Annotated in this window: 20 protein-coding genes and 1 other annotated feature; of the genes, 12 read left to right on the top strand and 8 right to left on the bottom strand. The window is 46.5% G+C overall.

Going from position 1 to position 18,138, the window contains the following annotated elements:
* The first annotated feature begins 197 nt into the window (after positions 1–197).
* A complete protein-coding gene (locus tag BLR88_RS12815) occupies positions 198–566 on the top strand; it encodes a hypothetical protein (RefSeq protein ID WP_057897681.1) in 369 nt (122 codons plus the stop codon).
* Between the two features lie 80 nt (positions 567–646).
* Here BLR88_RS12815 and BLR88_RS12810 read toward each other — a convergent pair whose 3' ends face one another.
* Positions 647–1,105, bottom strand: coding sequence for a cupredoxin domain-containing protein (locus tag BLR88_RS12810; RefSeq protein WP_057897682.1), 459 nt, complete (start codon positions 1,103–1,105; stop codon positions 647–649).
* Between the two features lie 126 nt (positions 1,106–1,231).
* Between BLR88_RS12810 and BLR88_RS12805 the strand changes: the two genes are divergently transcribed.
* On the top strand, positions 1,232–1,777 hold the full coding sequence (locus tag BLR88_RS12805; protein ID WP_057897683.1) for a GNAT family N-acetyltransferase: 546 nt from the start codon (positions 1,232–1,234) through the stop codon (positions 1,775–1,777).
* On the opposite strand, the gene BLR88_RS12800 is transcribed toward BLR88_RS12805, so the two are convergent.
* The 7 genes from BLR88_RS12800 to proB form a co-directional block, all read right to left on the bottom strand.
* Positions 1,774–2,112, bottom strand: coding sequence for a YfhH family protein (locus BLR88_RS12800; RefSeq protein WP_057897684.1), 339 nt, complete (start codon positions 2,110–2,112; stop codon positions 1,774–1,776). The genes BLR88_RS12805 and BLR88_RS12800 overlap by 4 nt on opposite strands.
* Positions 2,113–2,284: 172 nt before the next feature.
* Positions 2,285–2,635 (bottom strand): spore coat protein, encoded by a 351-nt coding sequence (locus tag BLR88_RS12795; RefSeq protein WP_091260846.1) that lies wholly within the window; start codon positions 2,633–2,635, stop codon positions 2,285–2,287.
* 12 nt (positions 2,636–2,647) lie between these two features.
* Entirely contained in the window at positions 2,648–2,959 is a 312-nt protein-coding gene (locus BLR88_RS12790; RefSeq protein ID WP_254778314.1) for a hypothetical protein, read from the bottom strand.
* A gap of 47 nt (positions 2,960–3,006) precedes the next feature.
* On the bottom strand, positions 3,007–3,819 hold the full coding sequence (locus BLR88_RS12785; protein ID WP_057897686.1) for an isopentenyl transferase family protein: 813 nt from the start codon (positions 3,817–3,819) through the stop codon (positions 3,007–3,009).
* Between the two features lie 35 nt (positions 3,820–3,854).
* A complete protein-coding gene (proC, locus tag BLR88_RS12780) occupies positions 3,855–4,691 on the bottom strand; it encodes a pyrroline-5-carboxylate reductase (RefSeq protein WP_057897687.1) in 837 nt (278 codons plus the stop codon).
* Between the two features lie 13 nt (positions 4,692–4,704).
* Positions 4,705–5,952, bottom strand: a complete 1,248-nt coding sequence (locus tag BLR88_RS12775) for a glutamate-5-semialdehyde dehydrogenase (RefSeq protein WP_091260845.1) — start codon at positions 5,950–5,952, stop codon at positions 4,705–4,707.
* Entirely contained in the window at positions 5,949–7,106 is a 1,158-nt protein-coding gene (gene proB, locus BLR88_RS12770) for a glutamate 5-kinase (protein WP_091260843.1), read from the bottom strand. Before proB ends, BLR88_RS12775 begins: the two co-directional genes overlap by 4 nt.
* Positions 7,107–7,204: 98 nt before the next feature.
* Positions 7,205–7,430, bottom strand: a binding site (T-box leader).
* Positions 7,431–7,573: 143 nt separating this feature from the next.
* Between proB and BLR88_RS12765 the strand changes: the two genes are divergently transcribed.
* The 10 genes from BLR88_RS12765 to BLR88_RS12720 all read left to right on the top strand — a co-directional run bounded on the left by BLR88_RS12765 (position 7,574) and on the right by BLR88_RS12720 (position 18,129).
* Entirely contained in the window at positions 7,574–9,175 is a 1,602-nt protein-coding gene (locus BLR88_RS12765) for a spore germination protein (RefSeq protein ID WP_175493621.1), read from the top strand.
* Positions 9,172–10,371 carry a Ger(x)C family spore germination protein gene (locus tag BLR88_RS12760; RefSeq protein WP_057897691.1) on the top strand — a complete coding sequence of 400 codons (1,200 nt, stop codon included), beginning with the start codon at positions 9,172–9,174 and terminating at the stop codon, positions 10,369–10,371. The genes BLR88_RS12765 and BLR88_RS12760 overlap by 4 nt, the downstream gene beginning before the upstream one ends.
* A complete protein-coding gene (locus BLR88_RS12755) occupies positions 10,368–10,610 on the top strand; it encodes a hypothetical protein (protein WP_057897692.1) in 243 nt (80 codons plus the stop codon). The genes BLR88_RS12760 and BLR88_RS12755 overlap by 4 nt, the downstream gene beginning before the upstream one ends.
* 15 nt (positions 10,611–10,625) lie before the next feature.
* Positions 10,626–11,744, top strand: coding sequence for a GerAB/ArcD/ProY family transporter (locus BLR88_RS12750; RefSeq protein WP_057897693.1), 1,119 nt, complete (start codon positions 10,626–10,628; stop codon positions 11,742–11,744).
* Positions 11,745–11,857: 113 nt separating this feature from the next.
* Positions 11,858–13,051: an MFS transporter gene (locus tag BLR88_RS12745; RefSeq protein WP_254778312.1), complete on the top strand. Its 1,194-nt coding sequence runs from the start codon at positions 11,858–11,860 to the stop codon at positions 13,049–13,051.
* A 54-nt stretch (positions 13,052–13,105) separates the two neighbouring features.
* A complete protein-coding gene (locus tag BLR88_RS12740; protein ID WP_091260838.1) occupies positions 13,106–13,852 on the top strand; it encodes an amino acid ABC transporter ATP-binding protein in 747 nt (248 codons plus the stop codon).
* A 19-nt stretch (positions 13,853–13,871) separates the two neighbouring features.
* Positions 13,872–14,663 (top strand): DUF2797 domain-containing protein, encoded by a 792-nt coding sequence (locus BLR88_RS12735; protein ID WP_057897695.1) that lies wholly within the window; start codon positions 13,872–13,874, stop codon positions 14,661–14,663.
* Positions 14,664–14,765: 102 nt separating this feature from the next.
* The gene (locus BLR88_RS12730) at positions 14,766–15,989 is read left to right on the top strand and encodes a sensor domain-containing diguanylate cyclase (protein ID WP_057897696.1); all 1,224 of its coding nucleotides are present in this window, start codon (positions 14,766–14,768) and stop codon (positions 15,987–15,989) included.
* 112 nt (positions 15,990–16,101) lie between these two features.
* A complete protein-coding gene (locus BLR88_RS12725) occupies positions 16,102–17,055 on the top strand; it encodes an ABC transporter substrate-binding protein (RefSeq protein WP_057897697.1) in 954 nt (317 codons plus the stop codon).
* A gap of 6 nt (positions 17,056–17,061) precedes the next feature.
* Complete coding sequence (locus BLR88_RS12720; RefSeq protein ID WP_057897698.1) at positions 17,062–18,129, top strand: FecCD family ABC transporter permease; 1,068 nt, start codon at positions 17,062–17,064, stop codon at positions 18,127–18,129.
* The last annotated feature ends 9 nt before the right edge of the window (positions 18,130–18,138 follow it).

Below are 18,138 nucleotides of genomic sequence, written 5' to 3'. Positions count from 1 at the left end.
TTGCCTTCTCTATTTTTTATGAAATTCGCGGAAAGGAATTGGAACGGATGAAGAGAGCTTTATTGAAGCGGGAACCGATGTGCATCAGCGGCTTGTTTTAGTTGTAAAGTGAAAATCCGGACCCGGTTTGGAAATGGAGCGTGATACACACTCTGCCGCTTTTTCCGCATACACTGGTCAAAAAAGGTGATGTAGGAATGAGAAAGATACGTTTGTTTGGAAGGCGGCAACAGCAGCAGGATCCGTGTATGGGAGTGAAGCAAGGGCAGGTATCAATTTCAGAAGACCTTCTTATGATTCAACAGTTAGCCGATAACGGAGAGAACCCTTGGCGCTTGAACCCGGTACAAACGGCGCGCCAGATAGGAATTGAGAAGCTAGGGTTTGCTCCCACAGATGTTTTTCGTTTCCAGAGATATTATATGGATTACAGTTTAGGATTGAATTATGCACTTGTACAGGCACAGCACGGGCCTTGTCTGTTTCTGATTGAATTGTACCAGCCTGTGCGCCAGGGATCGACCGGTATCTGGGCTGTGGAAAGAGTTGCAATAGTAAATGATTGAGGAGAAGATATCGCTTTTCACTTTATTATTGAAGTGAACCATCCTAAATTTTCGTTCATCAACAGCTCTGCGAGGTTTCTTCATTTGACTTCCAGTATGCCTCTATATCCTATTTCCGGATAACCGGGCACGTTTGAGATGAAAGCAAACGTGCCTTTTTTGACGGCAGTAAACTCGATTTTGGCTGTCTCCCCTTTGCGTAAATCAGGAGAGAAGATATGATAATTTGCCAACACAATATTATGCGTTTTATCATCTAGGTTATAGATGATAAAAGAAACAGTATCGCCTTGCTTACATACAATCCGGTTAGGTACAAAGCCATTTTTACTAATAATGATCGTTTGCGTCCCACGCGGATTTATCTTACCGTCTGGATGCTTTTTATGACCGGTTGTTGCGGGAAGATTGGCAGGTGTCAGCATTTGTTCGATTATTGATCGGCTTTGTGTTTTTACGTTCGGGATGGAAAGAAATGCATGAATGATGAACGTCAGCGTTAGAAGTGTGCAAATCATATGAAACATATATCGATGCATAATATTTTCTCCTTATAAAGGAAGATGGACAGCTAACAATAGTATGGGGAGAATGGTAACATTTCCTTCATGAAACCATTGGAAAAATAGGATATACTTGCTTTAAAATAAAGGGGAGGTAGATGGATGATGGAACTAAAGGTGAATGAGCGTATTACACTGAGGGAAATTGAACATAAGGACGCGGCCGAATTATACGCGCTGGTAGATGCCAATCGGGAACATTTGCGAAGGTTTCTCGGCTGGGTAGACGCAAATCAAAGCGTGTCTGACACAGAGGCTTTTATTGCGGCAAGCAGGCAACTCCAGCAAATGAAAAATGGTGTGACTTATATGATTCGATACGAGGGCAGAATTATCGGTGTCATCAATCTGCACCACATTGATTGGATGAATCATCATACAAGCATCGGGTACTGGCTTGCGGAAGGGATGGAAGGTCAGGGCATTATGACCGCTGCTGTGAAAAGATTAATTACATACGCATTTGACGAATTGGGATTAAATCGGGTGGAAATTCGTTGTGCGGTGGAAAATCGGAAGAGCCGCGCCATACCGGAGCGGCTCGGCTTTATAAGAGAAGGCAGAATCCGCCAGGGAGAGTGGCTGTATAACCGTTATGTTGATCACTATATTTATAGCCTGTTAAAAAACGAATGGCGACGGGATTAACAACCGCAGCTTCCGCTTCCGCAGAACGGTGTTAATTCTTCGAGACGGCCGATTGGGAACGCACGCTCTTCGGTGGATGAGCGGAAATGCCCCCATGCCATTACACCGTTTAAGTAGCGTACAAAAAACGGTTCATCGTATCCGATAACCCCATACTCCTGTCCGCTCATAAAATGATCCGGGTTAAGCAGATAAGAGCGGGCCATGAAAAATTTAGATTCGAGCACCGATGCTTCAGAAATGTATCCGGCCTGGTATTTTCGCATACTTTCCGCGCGCAGGCGCTGCATTTCCGCCTGCAATTCCTCTCTTGTCATTTCGCTGTAACGTTTCATGCGTTTATAACCTCTTTCTACCTATGGTTCACCTGTTTTTTATACTTGATTAGTAGTATATCACAAGTCCCTTAATAAAAAGTTTGAAACCTGTATTGGCAGGTAAGACTCGGATCGTTAACCGCTTATCTGGAAAAGAAAAGCTCGCGGGGATAAGCCCGCGAGCTTTTTCTCATTGAGTTTGTCCTGTGTACGGGAATTGGGAGGTATAACCGTTAAACTGTTGGTATGTCTGATCCAGTTTCTGTTGCTCTTCCGCTTCAAGCTTATACCAACCTTGCTGGAACATCAGGTTGAAAATATCACGCGCGCACTGGTGCGTTTCAGTCAGGCAAGTCAGTATATCGCGGTGCAGTGCATCATGGCTTGCTTCGCGCACCGCAATGTTAAAATTGTCGGTCAGATATTTTTGAGTTGCAAGGATATCGTTTAGACGGTCGCGGTCAGTCATTTGCGGGCTTTGCTGTATTTGGCCGCCTTGCAATGGTGCGGTCGGATTTGCGATTTGGTTATTTTGCATAATATCCCTCCTTAATCATTGTGCAGACATATTGGTCGGTATATTGCCCATAGCGCTATTATTGTTGTTCTGGCAGTGCTGAAGCAGCGTATTGTAATGGCGTTGATGCATTTGGCCTGCGCGGTCAATGATTTGCTTGATTTGTGGATCGGCACATTCTTGCGCATAGTGACTACACTTTTTCATAGCGACAAGCAGCCAGCTCATTTGATCTTTGACATAGAGTACGTCTTTTGTCGTCATGACTGCTGGCGGTGTCATCATTATTGCCTGCTGCATTTGTCCGGGTGTTTGTTGCTGTTGTTGCACGGAATAAACTCCTTTCATTATATGGATTTATACATGCATATTTTGCACAAAAAAAACCGACGCATTCACGCGTCGGGCATTGTAAGTTTGCCAATCGTGATATTGATGGTGTCAAGTTCGAGGTTCAGATGCCGGACGTAAGCATCATAGATGCGGTGGTGTATTTCCTGCGCCACCTGTCTTAAGGGAGTTCCGCGCGGCACGTTTAGGTGAACTTCCAGTGAGACGAAAGGCAGATCGTTTAGCATGACATGAATTTTGGTCATGTTTGTTACTTCCTGCATATCGCGGCAACTTAATGTGATCAGCTTACGCAAAACATGTTCCGTGACATGGACGCGTCCACCACCGAAATCCGGCTGTACGATTGTCGTTTCTCCTATTACTTCTTTTTTGGCGGAAAAAAATTTTTTACCGCGCGCGATCAGGCGGCGGAAGAAATCTTGTTCCACCTGAATGTAAGGAATTGGGATGACGTGTTTGCCGGCGGTGCGCCGGGTATAAAGCGCTGCCTTAATTTCGCTGGAAGAGCGGATATCTTCAATGGCGATATATTTGGAAATTGGCCCTAGTTCAAGCGCGTCCGCGATTCGGTTTACCATTTTGCGTGAGGTGCCGAGCAAGAGAATCCGCTCGATTTCGTATTCATGGATCGCTTTTCGCACTTCCTGCGCGTGGTCTTTATAGAAAAAAATCGCTCGTTTGACGGCCTGCACCGTTGTGCGCTCGTATTTGGCAGATGTGCCTGCAACTTTGCGCCCTTTATAAATAAGCAGGCCATCATCAATAATGGCACTGATTTTATGTTTATGCGCCAGCTCGAGGGCGCTTGAGCTTTTTCCTGTTCCGCTTGGGCCGTACAATGCGTAAACATCCATACTACGTGTCTCCTTTGCCGAATTCGAAGCAACTGTTAGGAGGCAGACACTGATTGTTTTCCCATTTCAGCTGATCGTTCGGCCGCGCGTTTGATGCAGGCAAGCATCGCTTCCTGGAAGCCGCGTTCTTCGAGCACGGCAATCCCTGCTGCGGTCGTACCATTCGGACTGGTCACTTGTTTGCGTAACAGTGCCGGTTCTTCTTGGCGGTCGCGGAGCATATGCGCTGCGCCGATGATCGTCTGCAGAATCAGGCGGCGGGCTACTTCCGGTGCAAGGCCGATTTCACGTCCGGCCGCTTCCATTGCTTCTACCAAATAGTATACATAAGCTGGACCGCTTCCGGAAAGACCGGTTACGGCGTGCAGGTCTTTTTCTTTTACTGTTTCTACAATACCGATCGCTTGAAAAATTTGCATGGCAAGTTCCATATCCTTTTCCGTAGCGAACGCGCCGGAAGCGATCGCTGTAGCGGACAAACCGACCGCCGCTGAAGTATTTGGCATTGTTCGGATAACCGGGGCTTGGTGGCCAAGCAGGTGCGAAATATAATCCGTGGAGATGCCGGCCAGTACAGAAATAAAAAGTTGTTTCGGCCGGGTGAATGATTGAATCTCTGCGATCGCTGCGTCAATATCTTTCGGTTTGACAGCGAGGATGATAATATCCGCTGTTCTAATCGCTTCTTCTTTTCTTAATATAGAAATTCCATAGCGCGTCGCTAATTCCCGGATGCGGGTGCTATTGCTGCGGTTTAGTGCACAGATCTGCTTGGAAGGAAGGAGATTTTTGTTTACCAATCCTGAAATCATTGCTTCCGCCATAGATCCAGCGCCGAGAAAGCAAATGGTTTTATCCTTAAGGCTAGACATTGCATTCTCCCCTTTATCGAATTTGTCCCGTGCCATAGATGACATACTTGGAAGAAGTAAGAGCCGGCAGGCCCATTGGTCCGCGTGCATGCAGTTTCTGTGTGCTGATGCCGATTTCCGCCCCGAAGCCGAACTCAAATCCATCTGTAAAACGGGTGGAGGCATTATGGTAAACCGCGGCGGAATCCACACGAGTGAGGAACTTACGCGCGCTTGCTTCCGATTCGGTTATAATTGCTTCCGAGTGCTTTGTGCTGTATCGGTTAATATGTTCAATGGCGCTGTCGACCGATTCAACCACGGTGATTGCCATCGTGTAATCCAGATATTCCGTGCGCCAATCTTCTTCCGTTGCTGGAATGATCTCCACATTCTTTGCCAATTCGCGTACGCGTTCGCAGCCGCGGAGCTCGACGTTTTTCTCTTTTAGTGCGCTCAACAAAGCCGGGAGGTGTTTCTTGGCCCAAGCTTCGTGAACAAGCAGCGTTTCGGCGGCGTTGCATACGGCCGGGCGCTGCGTTTTTGCATTTATTACGATGGCATGCGTCATATCGGGTTTTGCCGATTCGTCAACGTATATATGACAGTTGCCTGCGCCTGTTTCCAGCACCGGAACCGAGGCGTTTTCTACGACCGAGCGGATAAGGCCCGCGCCACCGCGCGGAATGAGAACATCGAGATAATCGTTCATTTTCAGCATCTGATTCACTTCTTCGCGTGTGCCTTCTTCAAGCAATTGTACCGCCTCTTGCGGAACGCGAGTGCTCAGGAGTGCTTCACGCAGGATGGTGACGAGTATCCGATTAGAATGAAGTGCGGAAGAACTGCCCCGCAGAATGACCGCATTGCCGGATTTCAGGCAAAGTCCGGTTGCGTCCACGGTTACATTCGGACGTGCTTCATAAATCATGCCAATGACACCGAGCGGCACGCGCACTTTAGTAATACGCAAACCATTCGGCCTTTCCCACGAATCCATCACTTCGCCGATAGGATCTGGCAACTCGACAACTTGACGCAGTCCTTCTGCCATGTCGTGGACGCGGATTTCCGTCAACATTAGGCGATCGATAAGTGCGCCTGTTACGCCTGCTTCTTTGGCGGACGCTATATCTTTTTCATTCGCTGCAAGAATGCGCGCCATGTTGTTTTCAAGCGCGTCTGCCATTGCGAGCAACGCCTGATTTTTTTCTTCGGTGGTCAGCGTAACCATTTGCGCTGCCGCCTGTTTTGCCAGTTTTGCCTTGTCGAGCAGTGTCATTGCATAATCTCCTCCTTATGTTCCTCTTTATTCTCATTGATATATAACGTCACCCAGTTATCCCGGTGTACTGCTTCTACGCGGAGAACGCCCAGTTGTTCGCGACAAACAGCAGTGGATTCACCTTTTACCTGTTCAAGTTGTGCCGCAGAGTAGTTGACTTCCCCTTTCCCGAGCAAGCGGCCGGATAAATCGGTTACTTCCACGACTTGGCCGGCTGAAAAATCCCCGCATACCCTAACAATTCCGGAAGGTAGCAGGCTTTTTCCTTCGTAGAGCAACGCCCGGGCTGCTCCCTTATCAATTACGATGCGTCCGTCGCTTTCTGCGTGAAAAGCGATCCATTGTTTACGCGCTTTAAGAGGCGCTCTCATGTCGTTGCGAAAATATGTGCCTTCCCCTTTTCCTGCCAAGATGTCAAGCAGTTTGCCTGCGCCTTTGCCTGTACCGATAAAAACATGGATACCTAGCGAAAGCGCAAATTTCGCAGCGTTAATTTTCGAACGCATGCCTCCGGTGCCGACGCGGCTGCCGGCTCCTCCGGCAATGGCCTCAATCTCGGGAGTAATCTCTTCAATGAGCGTAAATTTTTTCGCCTGCGGATTTGTGCGCGGGTCAGCGTCATACAATCCGTCCGTATCAGTCAAAATGATTAAATCATCCGCTCGCAAAAAGCCGGCCACAAGCGCGGAAAGCATATCATTGTCCCCGAATGTAAGCTCATCGACGGCTACGCAGTCATTTTCATTAATAATCGGGAGAATCCCTCGTTTCAGTAACTCGTTCAATGCATTATGGGCGTTTTGGTAGCGATGACGTTTGGAAAAATCGTCGCGCGTAAGCAAAATTTGCGCCCCTGAAAGCCCGTATGTCCGCAATGAATCATTATATGCCTGGATTAATAGTCCCTGGCCGACCGCTGCAGCCGCCTGTTTGCCTTCCAGCGTAACAGGTCGTGATGGATACCCAAGCTGCGTAAATCCGGTCGCAACAGCTCCGGACGATACGAGAATGACCTCGTGACCCGCCCGGCGCAGCGCCGCTAGTGCGGAGACATGCTCTTCCAGCTTTTGACGGGACAATCCGCCTGTCGGGTTTGTCAGTGAGCTGCTTCCGATTTTCACAACAACACGATGTTTTCTTTTGGCATCCATCCTTGTACTCCACCTTTATTCTCAGAAATACTTCATTACAAGAAAAACACGCAGACATTGCATGACCATCTAACAAAAAAATGCCTTTCGTTCCTTTGCAAAAGGACGAAAGGCAAATTGCTTCCGCGGTACCACCTTTATTGGCGATGCGGCATTGGCCGCATGCCCGCTTACCTCTTTGGTAACAGGGAGAGGACCCTGGCCAGGTTCATTCCCTGGCGCTCCGGGGTGGGTTCAGGCAGGCCGTACGGCAAATCTTGCAGCGGTATGATTTGCTCTCTGAACGCAGGCGTATGCCCTACTAATCCCCATCAACACGTTCGTATCTTTATACCATTGGATTTGAAATTTATTATCGCAGACCCTTTACACAATTGTCAAGTGATATGAAAAAAAATGCAGACTGTATATTTTCCCTGTTTCTACACAACCTACCTAAAGATTCTGCAAAGAAACGGGTGACAAAAATGGGGAAATTTAAAAAGCCGAAAAAAGCAAAAACGTTAGAAGAAATTGTGCAGGGACAGGCAAAAGAAGATGTGAAAGAACAGAAGAGGCTCGAAGAGATTGGCATTGATCCGATGACAGCGGTGAATGCCGCGCGGCTGCAAGCGATATTTAAAGATGTGGACGTGTTTGTCACGCATCTATTAACATTTCCAAACGCAAAAAATGACGCAAGAATGCCGGAAGGGGCAGTATTTTTTCTGGATGACTTGGTCAATGAAATGATTCTTGACCAGCATGTGATCCGGCCATTGTTAGAAATGGGCCCGGAGTCGTTTCTCGGTCATGTGGAAGATCAGGTGATTACGGCAAAAAAATTGATGCCGGTTGATAATTTAAAAACGATGATTGAGATGATTACCGCCGGCTGTGCTGTCGTTCATGTCGATTATATGCCGTATGCGGTCGCGGTGGTTACGCCGAACCTCCCAACCCGTTCTGTTTCCGAACCAGAGGCTGAACAGCTGGTGCGGGGCCCGCGCGAAGGTTTTACCGAGAAGCTACAGGATAATACAGGGTTGATTCGCAAGCGGTTACGCACGCCGGATTTGAAGTCGGAAGTGATTAAAATCGGCCATCGTAGCCGAACAGTGGTCTGCTTTATGTATATTTGCGATCTTGTAGAAGAAGATGTCCTTAATACGTTGCGGAAACGATTGAAAGAAATCGATCTGGATGTTCTTCTGGAGAGCGCCGAGCTCGAAGAGTTAATTCAGGATAGTGTCTACTCGCCGTTTCCACAAATTCTTTCCACTGAACGACCGGATAAAGTAGTATCGGGACTGGCGGAAGGACGGGTAGCCGTCATTGTTGATGGTACGCCATTTGTGCTGCTGATACCGGCTGTTTTCTATGATTTCTTGCAGGCTAGCGAGGATTACTATCAGCGTTTTTACTTTCCCAGCGCGGTTCGTCTATTGCGGATCATTACGTTTCTTACCGCGCTACTAGGCCCGTCCCTTTATGTTGCTATTACTACATTTCATCAGGAGCTTATCCCCACCCCGCTTTTATTAACGGTTATTTCAGCTAGAGTCGGTGTGCCGTTTCCGGCGTTAATTGAAGCGTTAATTATGGAGATTTCGTTCGAGATACTGCGGGAAGCGGGTGTGCGCCTGCCGCGTCCGGTCGGTTCGGCGGTCAGTATAGTAGGCGCGCTTGTTGTAGGGCAGGCGGCCGTAGAAGCGGGGATCATTTCACAGGCAATGGTCATTGTCGTAGCTTTTACAGGGATTGCTTCTTTTACTATTCCTGCTTTTAATCTGGCTATGGTTACCCGCCTGCTGCGTTTCCCGATGATGATTGTTGCAGCGAGCCTGGGGATATACGGCATTTCGATTGCGCTTGTCGCGCTCGGTATTCACATGTGTTCGCTGCGTACGTTTGGCGTACCGTATATGTCCCCGGTTGCCCCGGCGCATCCTAGGTCATGGATAAGCGAACTGTTCGTTTTGCCATTTTCACTACGAAAATCGCGGCCAAATTATTTGCAGAAAAAGGACCTGAAGAGAATGGATGTAGCTTCTAATCCTCCGGAGCAGGAAGGGGGAACGCATGAATGAAGAAAAAACTGCTTTCATTTGCTTTCTTTTTCCTTTTGTTCGTCCCCTTTCTTCAGGGATGTGGCACAGTAGCGGGCGGCATTGCTGTCCGGGAATTAAACCAGTTAAATGTCGTAATGATCACGGGGGTAGATTATGATCCGAAGCATAAAAAATTTATTCTGTCTATCCAGTCTCTTAAACCGGCGAAGGAAAAAAATGTCGCCATTTCGCCAGAGAGCGCATATACGGCAAGAGCAACAGGAGACACCATTATGGAAGCTTCAAAAAACTTGCGTGCTCAAACATCCGGAAAGCTTGTCTGGTTTCACAGTAAGGTCATCATATTAGGGGAGACGTTAGTAAAACAGAAAGTACTGAAAGAAGTGGTGGATTTCTTTGCGCGAAATCGGGAAATTCGTTATTCCAGCTGGATTCTTGTCGCCAATGGAACGGCGGAGGATATCGTAACAGCAGAGCCAAATGGCGAGAGTACAATGGGAGAGGAACTGGTCGGAATTATTAACAATCAGGCGGAATGGGGCCGAACGGCAGTTGTGATGCTACGTGAACTCATTAACAGCTATGCGAGTCCGTACGAAGGATTTGTCACCGGTCGTGTTCACAAGTATCTTTCCAAAGATAAGGAAAAACAAATTATAGCGATTACCGGCGCTTCCGTAATTCGTAATCAAACACTGGTAACGGATTTATCCAGAGAGGAGGTTCGGACGCTTCATTTTCTTAACAAAACGATACAGCAGGAGCCGGAAATAGTCTTTTCTGTTCCGCTAAACGAAGCGGGGAGCAACAGACGAAGTACCGCGGTACAGATTAAGATAAAAGACAGGAAAAAAAGCAGCATAACAAATGGAGTTCCCAAAATTGATGTGCAATTAAGCTTGGATGCTACCGTTTTAGAGTCGGGCGCTTCACCCGATTTTAACAAGGAGGTGACGGTGGCCAAGCTGAAAAAACGATTGGAAGAAAGAATACAACGTGACATTCGCACTCTGCTTCATAAAATGCAGAAAGAGAAAAAGGTCGACATTTTTGAATTTAATAGTTTGATTCACCGTCAGCATAAACGGTACTGGCATGAGCATCGAAAGGAGTGGGATACTATTTATCCGAATATTCCTGTTCATGTATCCATTACATGGAATACGTTCCGTACCGGGCTAATTAATCAGGTAAAAAAAGGTGAACAGTCATGATCTTGATTCTGGCTTGTCTTTTGTTTGTCGTATATTTCGTGGTTAAAGTAAGGCAGTTCAGCAAAGATAAAGAATGGAAAGATTTGTTTGTTTTTGTGGTGCTCAGCGTTATAGCTAGTTATTTTGTGTTAGTCTTTATGTTCAACTGGGGCGTTGGCTATCCTATCCGCTATTTACACAGTATCACTGGACCGATTGCTCACAGAGTGTTCCCTGCAATTTTTGGCATTGAGATGTAAAAGGCGGTGAAAAATATGTATGAAAAAGGTCGAATTTCTTCCAGTCAATTGTTTATCCTGATTGTCATTTATATGACAAGCTCGGAGAACCCCATAATGGCGGGCCAGGATGGGGCAATTGCCAGTTTGTTTGCCATTTTGCCCAGCATCCTTACCTTTTATTTGCTTGCACAACTGCAAAAGCGGCATCCTGGAAAGATACTGTTTGAATACGCGGAAGACATCCTCGGGAAATGGCCGGGAAAATTGGTAAGTTTGTTGTATATCTGTTTTGCAGTGGAGGTTTGCTCCATTCTGTCTCGAAGTGTCGCCGAATTCGTCGTATCGACATTAACTCCTGAATTGCCGGTTGGTGTATACATTATTAGCATGGTTATCGTAGCAGCGTATGCGGTATACCAAGGAATAGAAGGAATTGGCCGATTCGTAGAGATGGCGTTTCCTTTTTATTTCATCTTGCTTGTTTTTATCAATATGCTGCTGATCGGTCAGTTTAGGCTGGAGAATGTGCTACCGTTTTTGGATCATCCACCGGGCGAGATTTTGTATGCATCGTATCTGCATTACGTTCTTCCGCTTGGAGAGATTATTTTTTTCATGAGTATTCTTCCTTACACGAAAAGATCGAATAAGCGATTTTTTTCTCCGGTCATTGCGCTTGTGCTGGGCGGTCTCTACATTGCCTATAAGATCATTATCACCGTTGGGGTGCTTGGACCGGGAACAGCGCAGGCTAACACATATCCGTACATTACAGCGATTCGCTTTGTTAAGATTGGGGAGTTTATCGAGCGGATTGATATTTTGCTCCTTGGAATCTTTATCATGATGATATTGATGAGATTTATCGTTATTTTCTATACGCTCGTCCATGGAGTGGCACATCTTACCGGAGCGAAAAGTGTCAATCCGCTTGTGTTGCCACTCTGTTTTCTGATTATTGGCCTATCACAAATTTTTATTAATGATGTAAATGATGTTACTTTGTATCATAATGATATTCGCGTGGTGACTGCCCCTATTTTTATGTTGCTTTTGCCTGCATTGCTCCTTGTCGTTAGCTGGTTGCGTCGACGAAAGCAGGGGCCTGCTAATCATGTGGATAGTTTGGAAGAAGGAAAGGCGTCGAATTAATTCGTCGCCTTTTTTCTTTTTGTACAGTACAATAGATGTTGGATTGTAAGCTTGTTGGTACAAATGCGCATGGAGCCGTTTGCCGACAAGCATTATTATTTTTAGGAAGGGGAGTGAAGAAAGTGCGAACCGCTTCGTCATCATACCGTTTTTTGCTTTTAATCTTTGTAGTGCTCATTGCTGGCTTGAGCCAAGGGTTACTGCTTCCACTCCTAACGATTCTTTTGGAAAAATCAGGAGTATCATCCGGCATGAACGGTTTGAATGCCGTTGCCTTGTATATCGGGATGTTCCTTATCATGCTGGTTATTGAAAAGCCAGTGCGTAAATTCGGCTATAAAAGGGTCATCATACTGGGAATTATGCTTGTTATGGCGGCGACGCTATTATTTCCCCTCTGGAAAAATCTTGTCTTTTGGTTTGCGTTGCGTATGTTGGTCGGAATGGGAGACAGTGCGCTGCATTATTCGTCACAGCTGTGGATTACATCTACAAGCCCGGCTGAGAAACGAGGGCGCAATATTTCTATTTACGGAATGGCGTATGCGATTGGATTTAGTATCGGACCTTTGGGCATCAATCTGATGTCATTCGGTGTGTGGGTGCCTTTCGCTGTGATCGGCGGCTGTTTTGGTCTTGCGCTTTTGCTTTTGCTCAAGATGCCGCACGAATATCCGGTACGGGAAGAAAAGAATGCACCTGCCAAAAGCCGTTATATCGGGGCAATACGAATCGCTTGGTTCGCGCTTTTTCCGGCTCTTCTTTATGGGTATATGGAATCGTCCATGAACAGCAACTTTCCGGTGTATGGGCTGCGGATGGGGCTCAGCGAAAGCTGGGTGTCAGTGCTTTTGCCTGCTTTCGGTATTGGAAGCTTGATTTTGCAGATTCCGCTCGGATTATGGAGCGACCGCAAAGGGCGAAAGCAAGTGCTTATGCTGGCCGGATTCGCAGGTGGGCTGGCCTTTTTGTCTGTTCCGCTATTCGGCAATAATGTATGGGGCATATTGTTTGCGTTTATTGCGGCAGGAGGTCTGGTCGGTTCATTTTATTCCCTCGGCCTTGCTTATGTGGCTGACCTTGTGCCGAAAGCGTATCTGCCAGCAGCCAACGTCATCGCTTCCATTAATTTTAGCGTAGGAAGCATTATTGGCCCGAATCTGGGCGGGCTCGGCATTCAATATGTGTCTCCGGGCAGCATGTTTTATTTTCTTGGTAGTATGTTTTTGCTTTTCATAGGTTTAGGATTCTTTTTCCAGAGAACCAAACAGGAAGAAAAAACATCGTTAATCCGTTTTACAAATTAGCCTTTTTTTCTTAAAATAAAAAGGATGGAGGGCAGTTGGAAAGGGGACGGGAGCATGATTATTCAAGTTAAAGATTTGCATAAATATTATGGTTCATTGGAAGTATTGAAAGGCGTCGACTGCGTCATTAATGAGAAGGAAGTCGTCAGCGTGATTGGCCCGTCCGGTTCGGGGAAAAGTACGTTTTTGCGCTGCTTGAACGGATTGGAAGAATTAACGAGCGGCCAGATTATCGTTAACGGGCATGATTTGTCCGATCCGAAAGTTGATATGAACCGGGTGCGCATAGAAGTGGGCATGGTATTCCAACGCTTTAACCTGTTTCCGCATAAAACTGTACTGGAAAATGTGATGCTTGCCCCGTTGAAAGTGTTGAAAGAAAATCCTGACAAAGCGCGTGAAAAAGCGTTGCATCTTCTTGAAAAAGTCGGCCTGCGTGACAAAGCAGAGGTTTATCCGGAGAAATTGTCAGGGGGGCAAATGCAGCGTGTAGCGATTGCAAGGGCACTGGCGATGAATCCAAAAGTGATGTTGTTTGATGAGCCGACTTCGGCACTTGACCCTGAATTGGTAGGCGAGGTGCTGGCGGTTATGAAAGAGCTGGCCCAAGAAGGGATGACGATGGTAGTGGTTACCCATGAAATGGGGTTTGCACGCGATGTGTGCGATCGTGTCATCTTTATGGATCAGGGTGTTATTATAGAAGAGGGCAAGCCGGAAGACGTATTTACGAATCCGAAGAATGAACGCACGCGTGCGTTTCTGCGCAAAGTCATCGATATTTCCGAGGAGGCACATTAATATCGAACAGACAAATATTGTGAAACATACAGGTTTTTTGCAAGGATTTGTTCACAAATATGAAAATCCAGTACAGTATATATTGAAGCTTAATGAAGCGAAAGTGCTGATGAACGGATGGATCGGCAGAAGCATCCGTGTTGAGTTTCTGGACAATATAAAGTGTGTACATTGCGGACGAAGCATAAAGAAGACGTACAATAACGGATATTGCTATCCCTGCTTTGTCAAGTTGCCGGAAAATGATTTGTGTATCGTAAAACCGCATGAGTGCCATTACCACTTGGGAACGTGCCGAGATTCTGAGTGGGGAGTGGCGCACTGCATGGTTCCCCATTACGTCTATCTGGCTGTGAGCAGCGGCGTTAAAGTAGGATTGACCAGAAAAAATAATGAAAAGAAACGTTGGGTAGATCAGGGAGCGGTGCAGGCGATCGCAATCGCTGAGGTGCCTACGCGGAAAATCGCAGGCGAATTGGAAGCATATCTTACACAGTATCTGGCAGATAAAACCGATTGGCGCAAAATGCTGAAAGGTGAAGTGGAGCCGGTTGATCTGATTGGGTTGCGCGAGAAAATATATGAATATTTTCCGGAAGAGTACAAACAGTACATGATTGAAGAAGATGAATGGATGAACTTTATATATCCAATTTTGGAACAGGTCCAGAAGGTAAAACCATATAACCTAGACAAGCAACCTGTAATCGAAGATCGGCTAATTGGAATGAAAGGACAGTATTTGCTTTTTGAGAATGGTGTGTTAAATATACGTAAATACTATGGATATCAGGTGGAAATAAGCGGATAGTCTTGAGATAAGAAGGAGGAGCAGGAGGCAGATAGAAAAGCCGTCTGCTTCTTTCTTTGTTTGTCTGGCATGCTTAATCTAGGAGATAGTGGGGAGAGAACCATGGAAGAAGAAAAGCAGCGTGCGCTTTTGTTTCATGTGTGGATGCTTGATGATTACGCCGAACTTTTACAATGGTTGCAGGAAGAAACAGTGACTCATGCAGATTTTTCTAGAATGAAGGGAAAGGTTGAAGACGCGAATGTGCCGGAAGAGGTGAAAGAGTTACACTACAGGATGATTGAGCGGTTGGCCAGGGTACAGGGAAAGCTTGAAAATTTAAGCTGGATGTCAGAGCATCTAAAAATTCTACATGATTTGCAACAGACATTTACCCAGACGTTTGACAAAGAGAGAATTTATCAAAAAGCGTTTGAGCTGGTATCTCGCGTAATGGATGTGGACGCATTCTTCATCGCTTTTTACCGCAAGGGGGAAGAAAATATTTACATTCCGTTTGCTATCGATAACGGTATTCGCTATGAAAGTTGGACGATTCCGTTCGGTCAGGGGATTGTTTCCGAAGTGCTGAAAACGGGCCGTTCTATTCATATTCATGCAGGGGCAAAACAGGAGAGAAAGGAGGAAATTTGTTGGGGAAATCCCGCTCAGGATACAAAAACCCTCATTTTTGTGCCGATGGTTTTGCGAGGAAAGATGAAAGGGGTCATTACGGCGCAAAGCTATCGCGAGTTCGCTTATAAAAAAGAGCATGAGGAGCTTTTGCGTATTATTGGTACACAGGTGGCCAGTGCGATTGAAAATACAGAATTATATGAACGAATGATGGAGCTTGCTATTAAGGATGAACTTACCGGCTTAAAAAACCGTCGCGCGTTTCAGGTTGATTTGCATGATAAAATTCGTCAGGCGAATCTGCGCGGTGAGCCGCTTTCCCTGCTAATGATTGATTCAGATAATTTGAAAGAAATAAATGATACGTACGGTCACCATGCTGGGGATTTGCTGTTGCATCGTGTAGCTGAATCCATCAACTATTGTCTTGGTCCACGCGAAGAAGCATATCGGTATGCAGGAGATGAATTTATTGTGCTGGCGTTAGGCGCAGACGGAGAAACAGCGCGGAAAAAAGCGAAGGCCATGCAGCAGCATTTACGGCTGTATCCTCCTGTTATTAACAAGATGAAGATACCTGCTTCGCTTAGTATTGGTATTGATACATACCCTGTGTCTGCCAAAAATGCGGAAGAATTGAAGAAACACGCCGATCAGGCATTATATGTATCCAAGAAGCTGCGAAATGCGGTTACGCTATATGAGCGGTAATCCGGAGAGAATATCGACCACCTTGTAAAAAGGGATACAACCGCCTATAATCACCTATGGTAAGGAACAAATAAATAGGGATAGATGTACAGAAAGGGGTGCGGAGAAGCAGATGAAAAAATGTGTATCGATCATGATAGCTATTATGTTGCTGGTTGTGCTGGCCGCATGTGGTAACAATGCGTCCGACAGTTCAGGCAATGATTCTGCCGGACAGAAGAAACAGCAAGCGCAGGCGGGAGCGTTTCCACTGAGTATTACAGACAAAACAGGGACGGAAGTCAAACTAGAAAAGAAACCGGAACGGATTGTGTCCGTTATGCCGAGCGCTACCGAAATCGCTTATGCCGTAGGCGCGGGCGATAAAGTGGTAGGTGTATCTAATTATGATAATTATCCGGAAGAAGTAAAGACAAAAGAAAAAGTTGGAGACCTGAAAGTCAACATTGAGAAAGTCGTATCGCTGGAGCCAGATCTTATCCTGGCAGATACAGGAAATGGGGAAGCGATTGAGGCGCTTCGCAAAACCGGTCTTCCAGTCGTAGTAATGGGGGCGAAAACATTTGACGAGATTTATGATTCCATTGAAATGATAGGAAAAGTCACCGGCAATGAGGTGAAAGCAGCTGAGGTCATTAAGCGCATGAAAGATGATGTGCGGGAAGTTCAGGAAAAAGTAAAAAACATTCCCGTAGACAAGCGCCCGAATGTCTGGATTGAGGTTGATCCTTCTTTATTTACGGCAGGAAAAGGCACATTTATGCACGATATGGTGACGATGGCCGGGGGCAACAATATTGCGGCTGATTTGGATGGCTGGAAGCAACTATCGGAGGAGAAAGTGCTACAGCGTAACCCGGATGTAATTCTAAACACATACGGTTACTATAACAAGGACGCGTCCGTTAAAATCAAGCAACGGCCGAAATGGCAGCAAGTAAAAGCGGTACGAAACGGCCAGGTGTATTCGCTTGATTCGGACGTAGTAAATCGACCGGCACCACGTATTACGCAAGGGCTAAAAGAGATTGCGCAATATTTGCACCCGGAACTATTTCATAAATAAGGAATGATGCAATTGAAAGAAGGTCAATTGGGCTGGGGGAAGAAGCTAGGATTGTGGCTGCTTCCCCTTCTTCTTGTGCTTCTTGTTGTGATGGTGGCCAGCGTTTCGCTAGGCAGCGCTAGATTATCTTTCAGCACGGTTTGGAAAATTATTCTTTCGCACGTACCGTTTATGCCGGAATTTACAAAAGAGTGGTCAAATTCGGCGGAGATTATCGTATGGAATATTCGGATGCCCCGCATTTTGGTGGGCGTTTTGGTCGGGGCGGCGCTTGCAGTATCCGGTGTTGCTTACCAAGGTGTTTTGCGCAATCCGCTTGCCGATCCTTATGTGCTGGGAGTGTCTTCCGGCGCTTCGCTCGGAGCAGCTTCTTTTATTTTATTCGGGCAGGAGCTTTTGTTTGCCGGCCGGTGGACACTGCCGCTTATTGCCTTTATTTGCGGTGTGGGTACATTGTTGGTAGTGTATCGTCTTGCTTATATCGGTGGAAAAGTCCAACCGGAAACACTTCTGCTAGCGGGCGTGGTGGTGCAGGCGTTTCTTGGCGCAGGTCTATCTCTAGTTATGTCGATGTCTGGAGAAAAGATGCAAACAATTTTGTACTGGTTAATGGGAAGCTTGACATTAAGCGATTGGTCTTCTGGCATGGTGATTGTTCCGTATGTCCTAGGCGGGGCGCTCGTAATTTTCCTTTTTGCGAGAGAGTTGAATTTACTGACGCTCGGTGAACAAAAAGCGCACCATTTGGGGATGAATGTAGAGCGAACACGTCTTATCGTATTGCTTGCGGCCTCCCTTACCGCAGGAGCGGCGGTAGCGGTTTCCGGCGTTATTGGTTTTGTTGGATTGGTAGTGCCGCACATTATGCGATCGCTCGTTGGTTCGGATCATCGGGTGCTTTTGCCGGTATCAGCGATTGCGGGCGCGATTTTATTAATGATTGCCGATACGGCGGCGCGGACGATTATGGAGCCGCAAGAGCTTCCGATCGGTGTTATTACCGCATTTTTGGGCGCGCCTTTCTTCGGGTATTTATTGCGTAAGCGACGGCGTGGTTTGTGGTATCATGAATGAAGCACAAGG

The organism is Aneurinibacillus thermoaerophilus (genome assembly GCF_900099925.1).
Lineage (GTDB): Bacteria > Bacillota > Bacilli > Aneurinibacillales > Aneurinibacillaceae > Aneurinibacillus > Aneurinibacillus thermoaerophilus.
Note: the sequence above shows the minus strand (reverse complement) of the source record. Positions and strands in the feature narration are given on the sequence as shown.

What these genes read in the sequence shown, in the direction of transcription:
- BLR88_RS12790 (WP_254778314.1), bottom strand. Translation starts at nt 2,959, where the DNA reads ATGAAAGGAGTTTATTCCGTGCAACAACAGCAACAAACACCCGGACAA.
- BLR88_RS12765 (WP_175493621.1), top strand. Translation starts at nt 7,574, where the DNA reads ATGGGGAAATTTAAAAAGCCGAAAAAAGCAAAAACGTTAGAAGAAATT.
- BLR88_RS12815 (WP_057897681.1), top strand. Translation starts at nt 198, where the DNA reads ATGAGAAAGATACGTTTGTTTGGAAGGCGGCAACAGCAGCAGGATCCG.
- BLR88_RS12810 (WP_057897682.1), bottom strand. Translation starts at nt 1,105, where the DNA reads ATGCATCGATATATGTTTCATATGATTTGCACACTTCTAACGCTGACG.
- BLR88_RS12725 (WP_057897697.1), top strand. Translation starts at nt 16,102, where the DNA reads ATGAAAAAATGTGTATCGATCATGATAGCTATTATGTTGCTGGTTGTG.
- BLR88_RS12750 (WP_057897693.1), top strand. Translation starts at nt 10,626, where the DNA reads ATGTATGAAAAAGGTCGAATTTCTTCCAGTCAATTGTTTATCCTGATT.
- proB (WP_091260843.1), bottom strand. Translation starts at nt 7,106, where the DNA reads ATGGATGCCAAAAGAAAACATCGTGTTGTTGTGAAAATCGGAAGCAGC.
- BLR88_RS12740 (WP_091260838.1), top strand. Translation starts at nt 13,106, where the DNA reads ATGATTATTCAAGTTAAAGATTTGCATAAATATTATGGTTCATTGGAA.
- BLR88_RS12775 (WP_091260845.1), bottom strand. Translation starts at nt 5,952, where the DNA reads ATGACACTGCTCGACAAGGCAAAACTGGCAAAACAGGCGGCAGCGCAA.
- BLR88_RS12785 (WP_057897686.1), bottom strand. Translation starts at nt 3,819, where the DNA reads ATGGATGTTTACGCATTGTACGGCCCAAGCGGAACAGGAAAAAGCTCA.
- BLR88_RS12800 (WP_057897684.1), bottom strand. Translation starts at nt 2,112, where the DNA reads ATGAAACGTTACAGCGAAATGACAAGAGAGGAATTGCAGGCGGAAATG.
- BLR88_RS12755 (WP_057897692.1), top strand. Translation starts at nt 10,368, where the DNA reads ATGATCTTGATTCTGGCTTGTCTTTTGTTTGTCGTATATTTCGTGGTT.
- BLR88_RS12760 (WP_057897691.1), top strand. Translation starts at nt 9,172, where the DNA reads ATGAAGAAAAAACTGCTTTCATTTGCTTTCTTTTTCCTTTTGTTCGTC.
- BLR88_RS12720 (WP_057897698.1), top strand. Translation starts at nt 17,062, where the DNA reads ATGCAATTGAAAGAAGGTCAATTGGGCTGGGGGAAGAAGCTAGGATTG.
- proC (WP_057897687.1), bottom strand. Translation starts at nt 4,691, where the DNA reads ATGTCTAGCCTTAAGGATAAAACCATTTGCTTTCTCGGCGCTGGATCT.
- BLR88_RS12805 (WP_057897683.1), top strand. Translation starts at nt 1,232, where the DNA reads ATGATGGAACTAAAGGTGAATGAGCGTATTACACTGAGGGAAATTGAA.
- BLR88_RS12730 (WP_057897696.1), top strand. Translation starts at nt 14,766, where the DNA reads ATGGAAGAAGAAAAGCAGCGTGCGCTTTTGTTTCATGTGTGGATGCTT.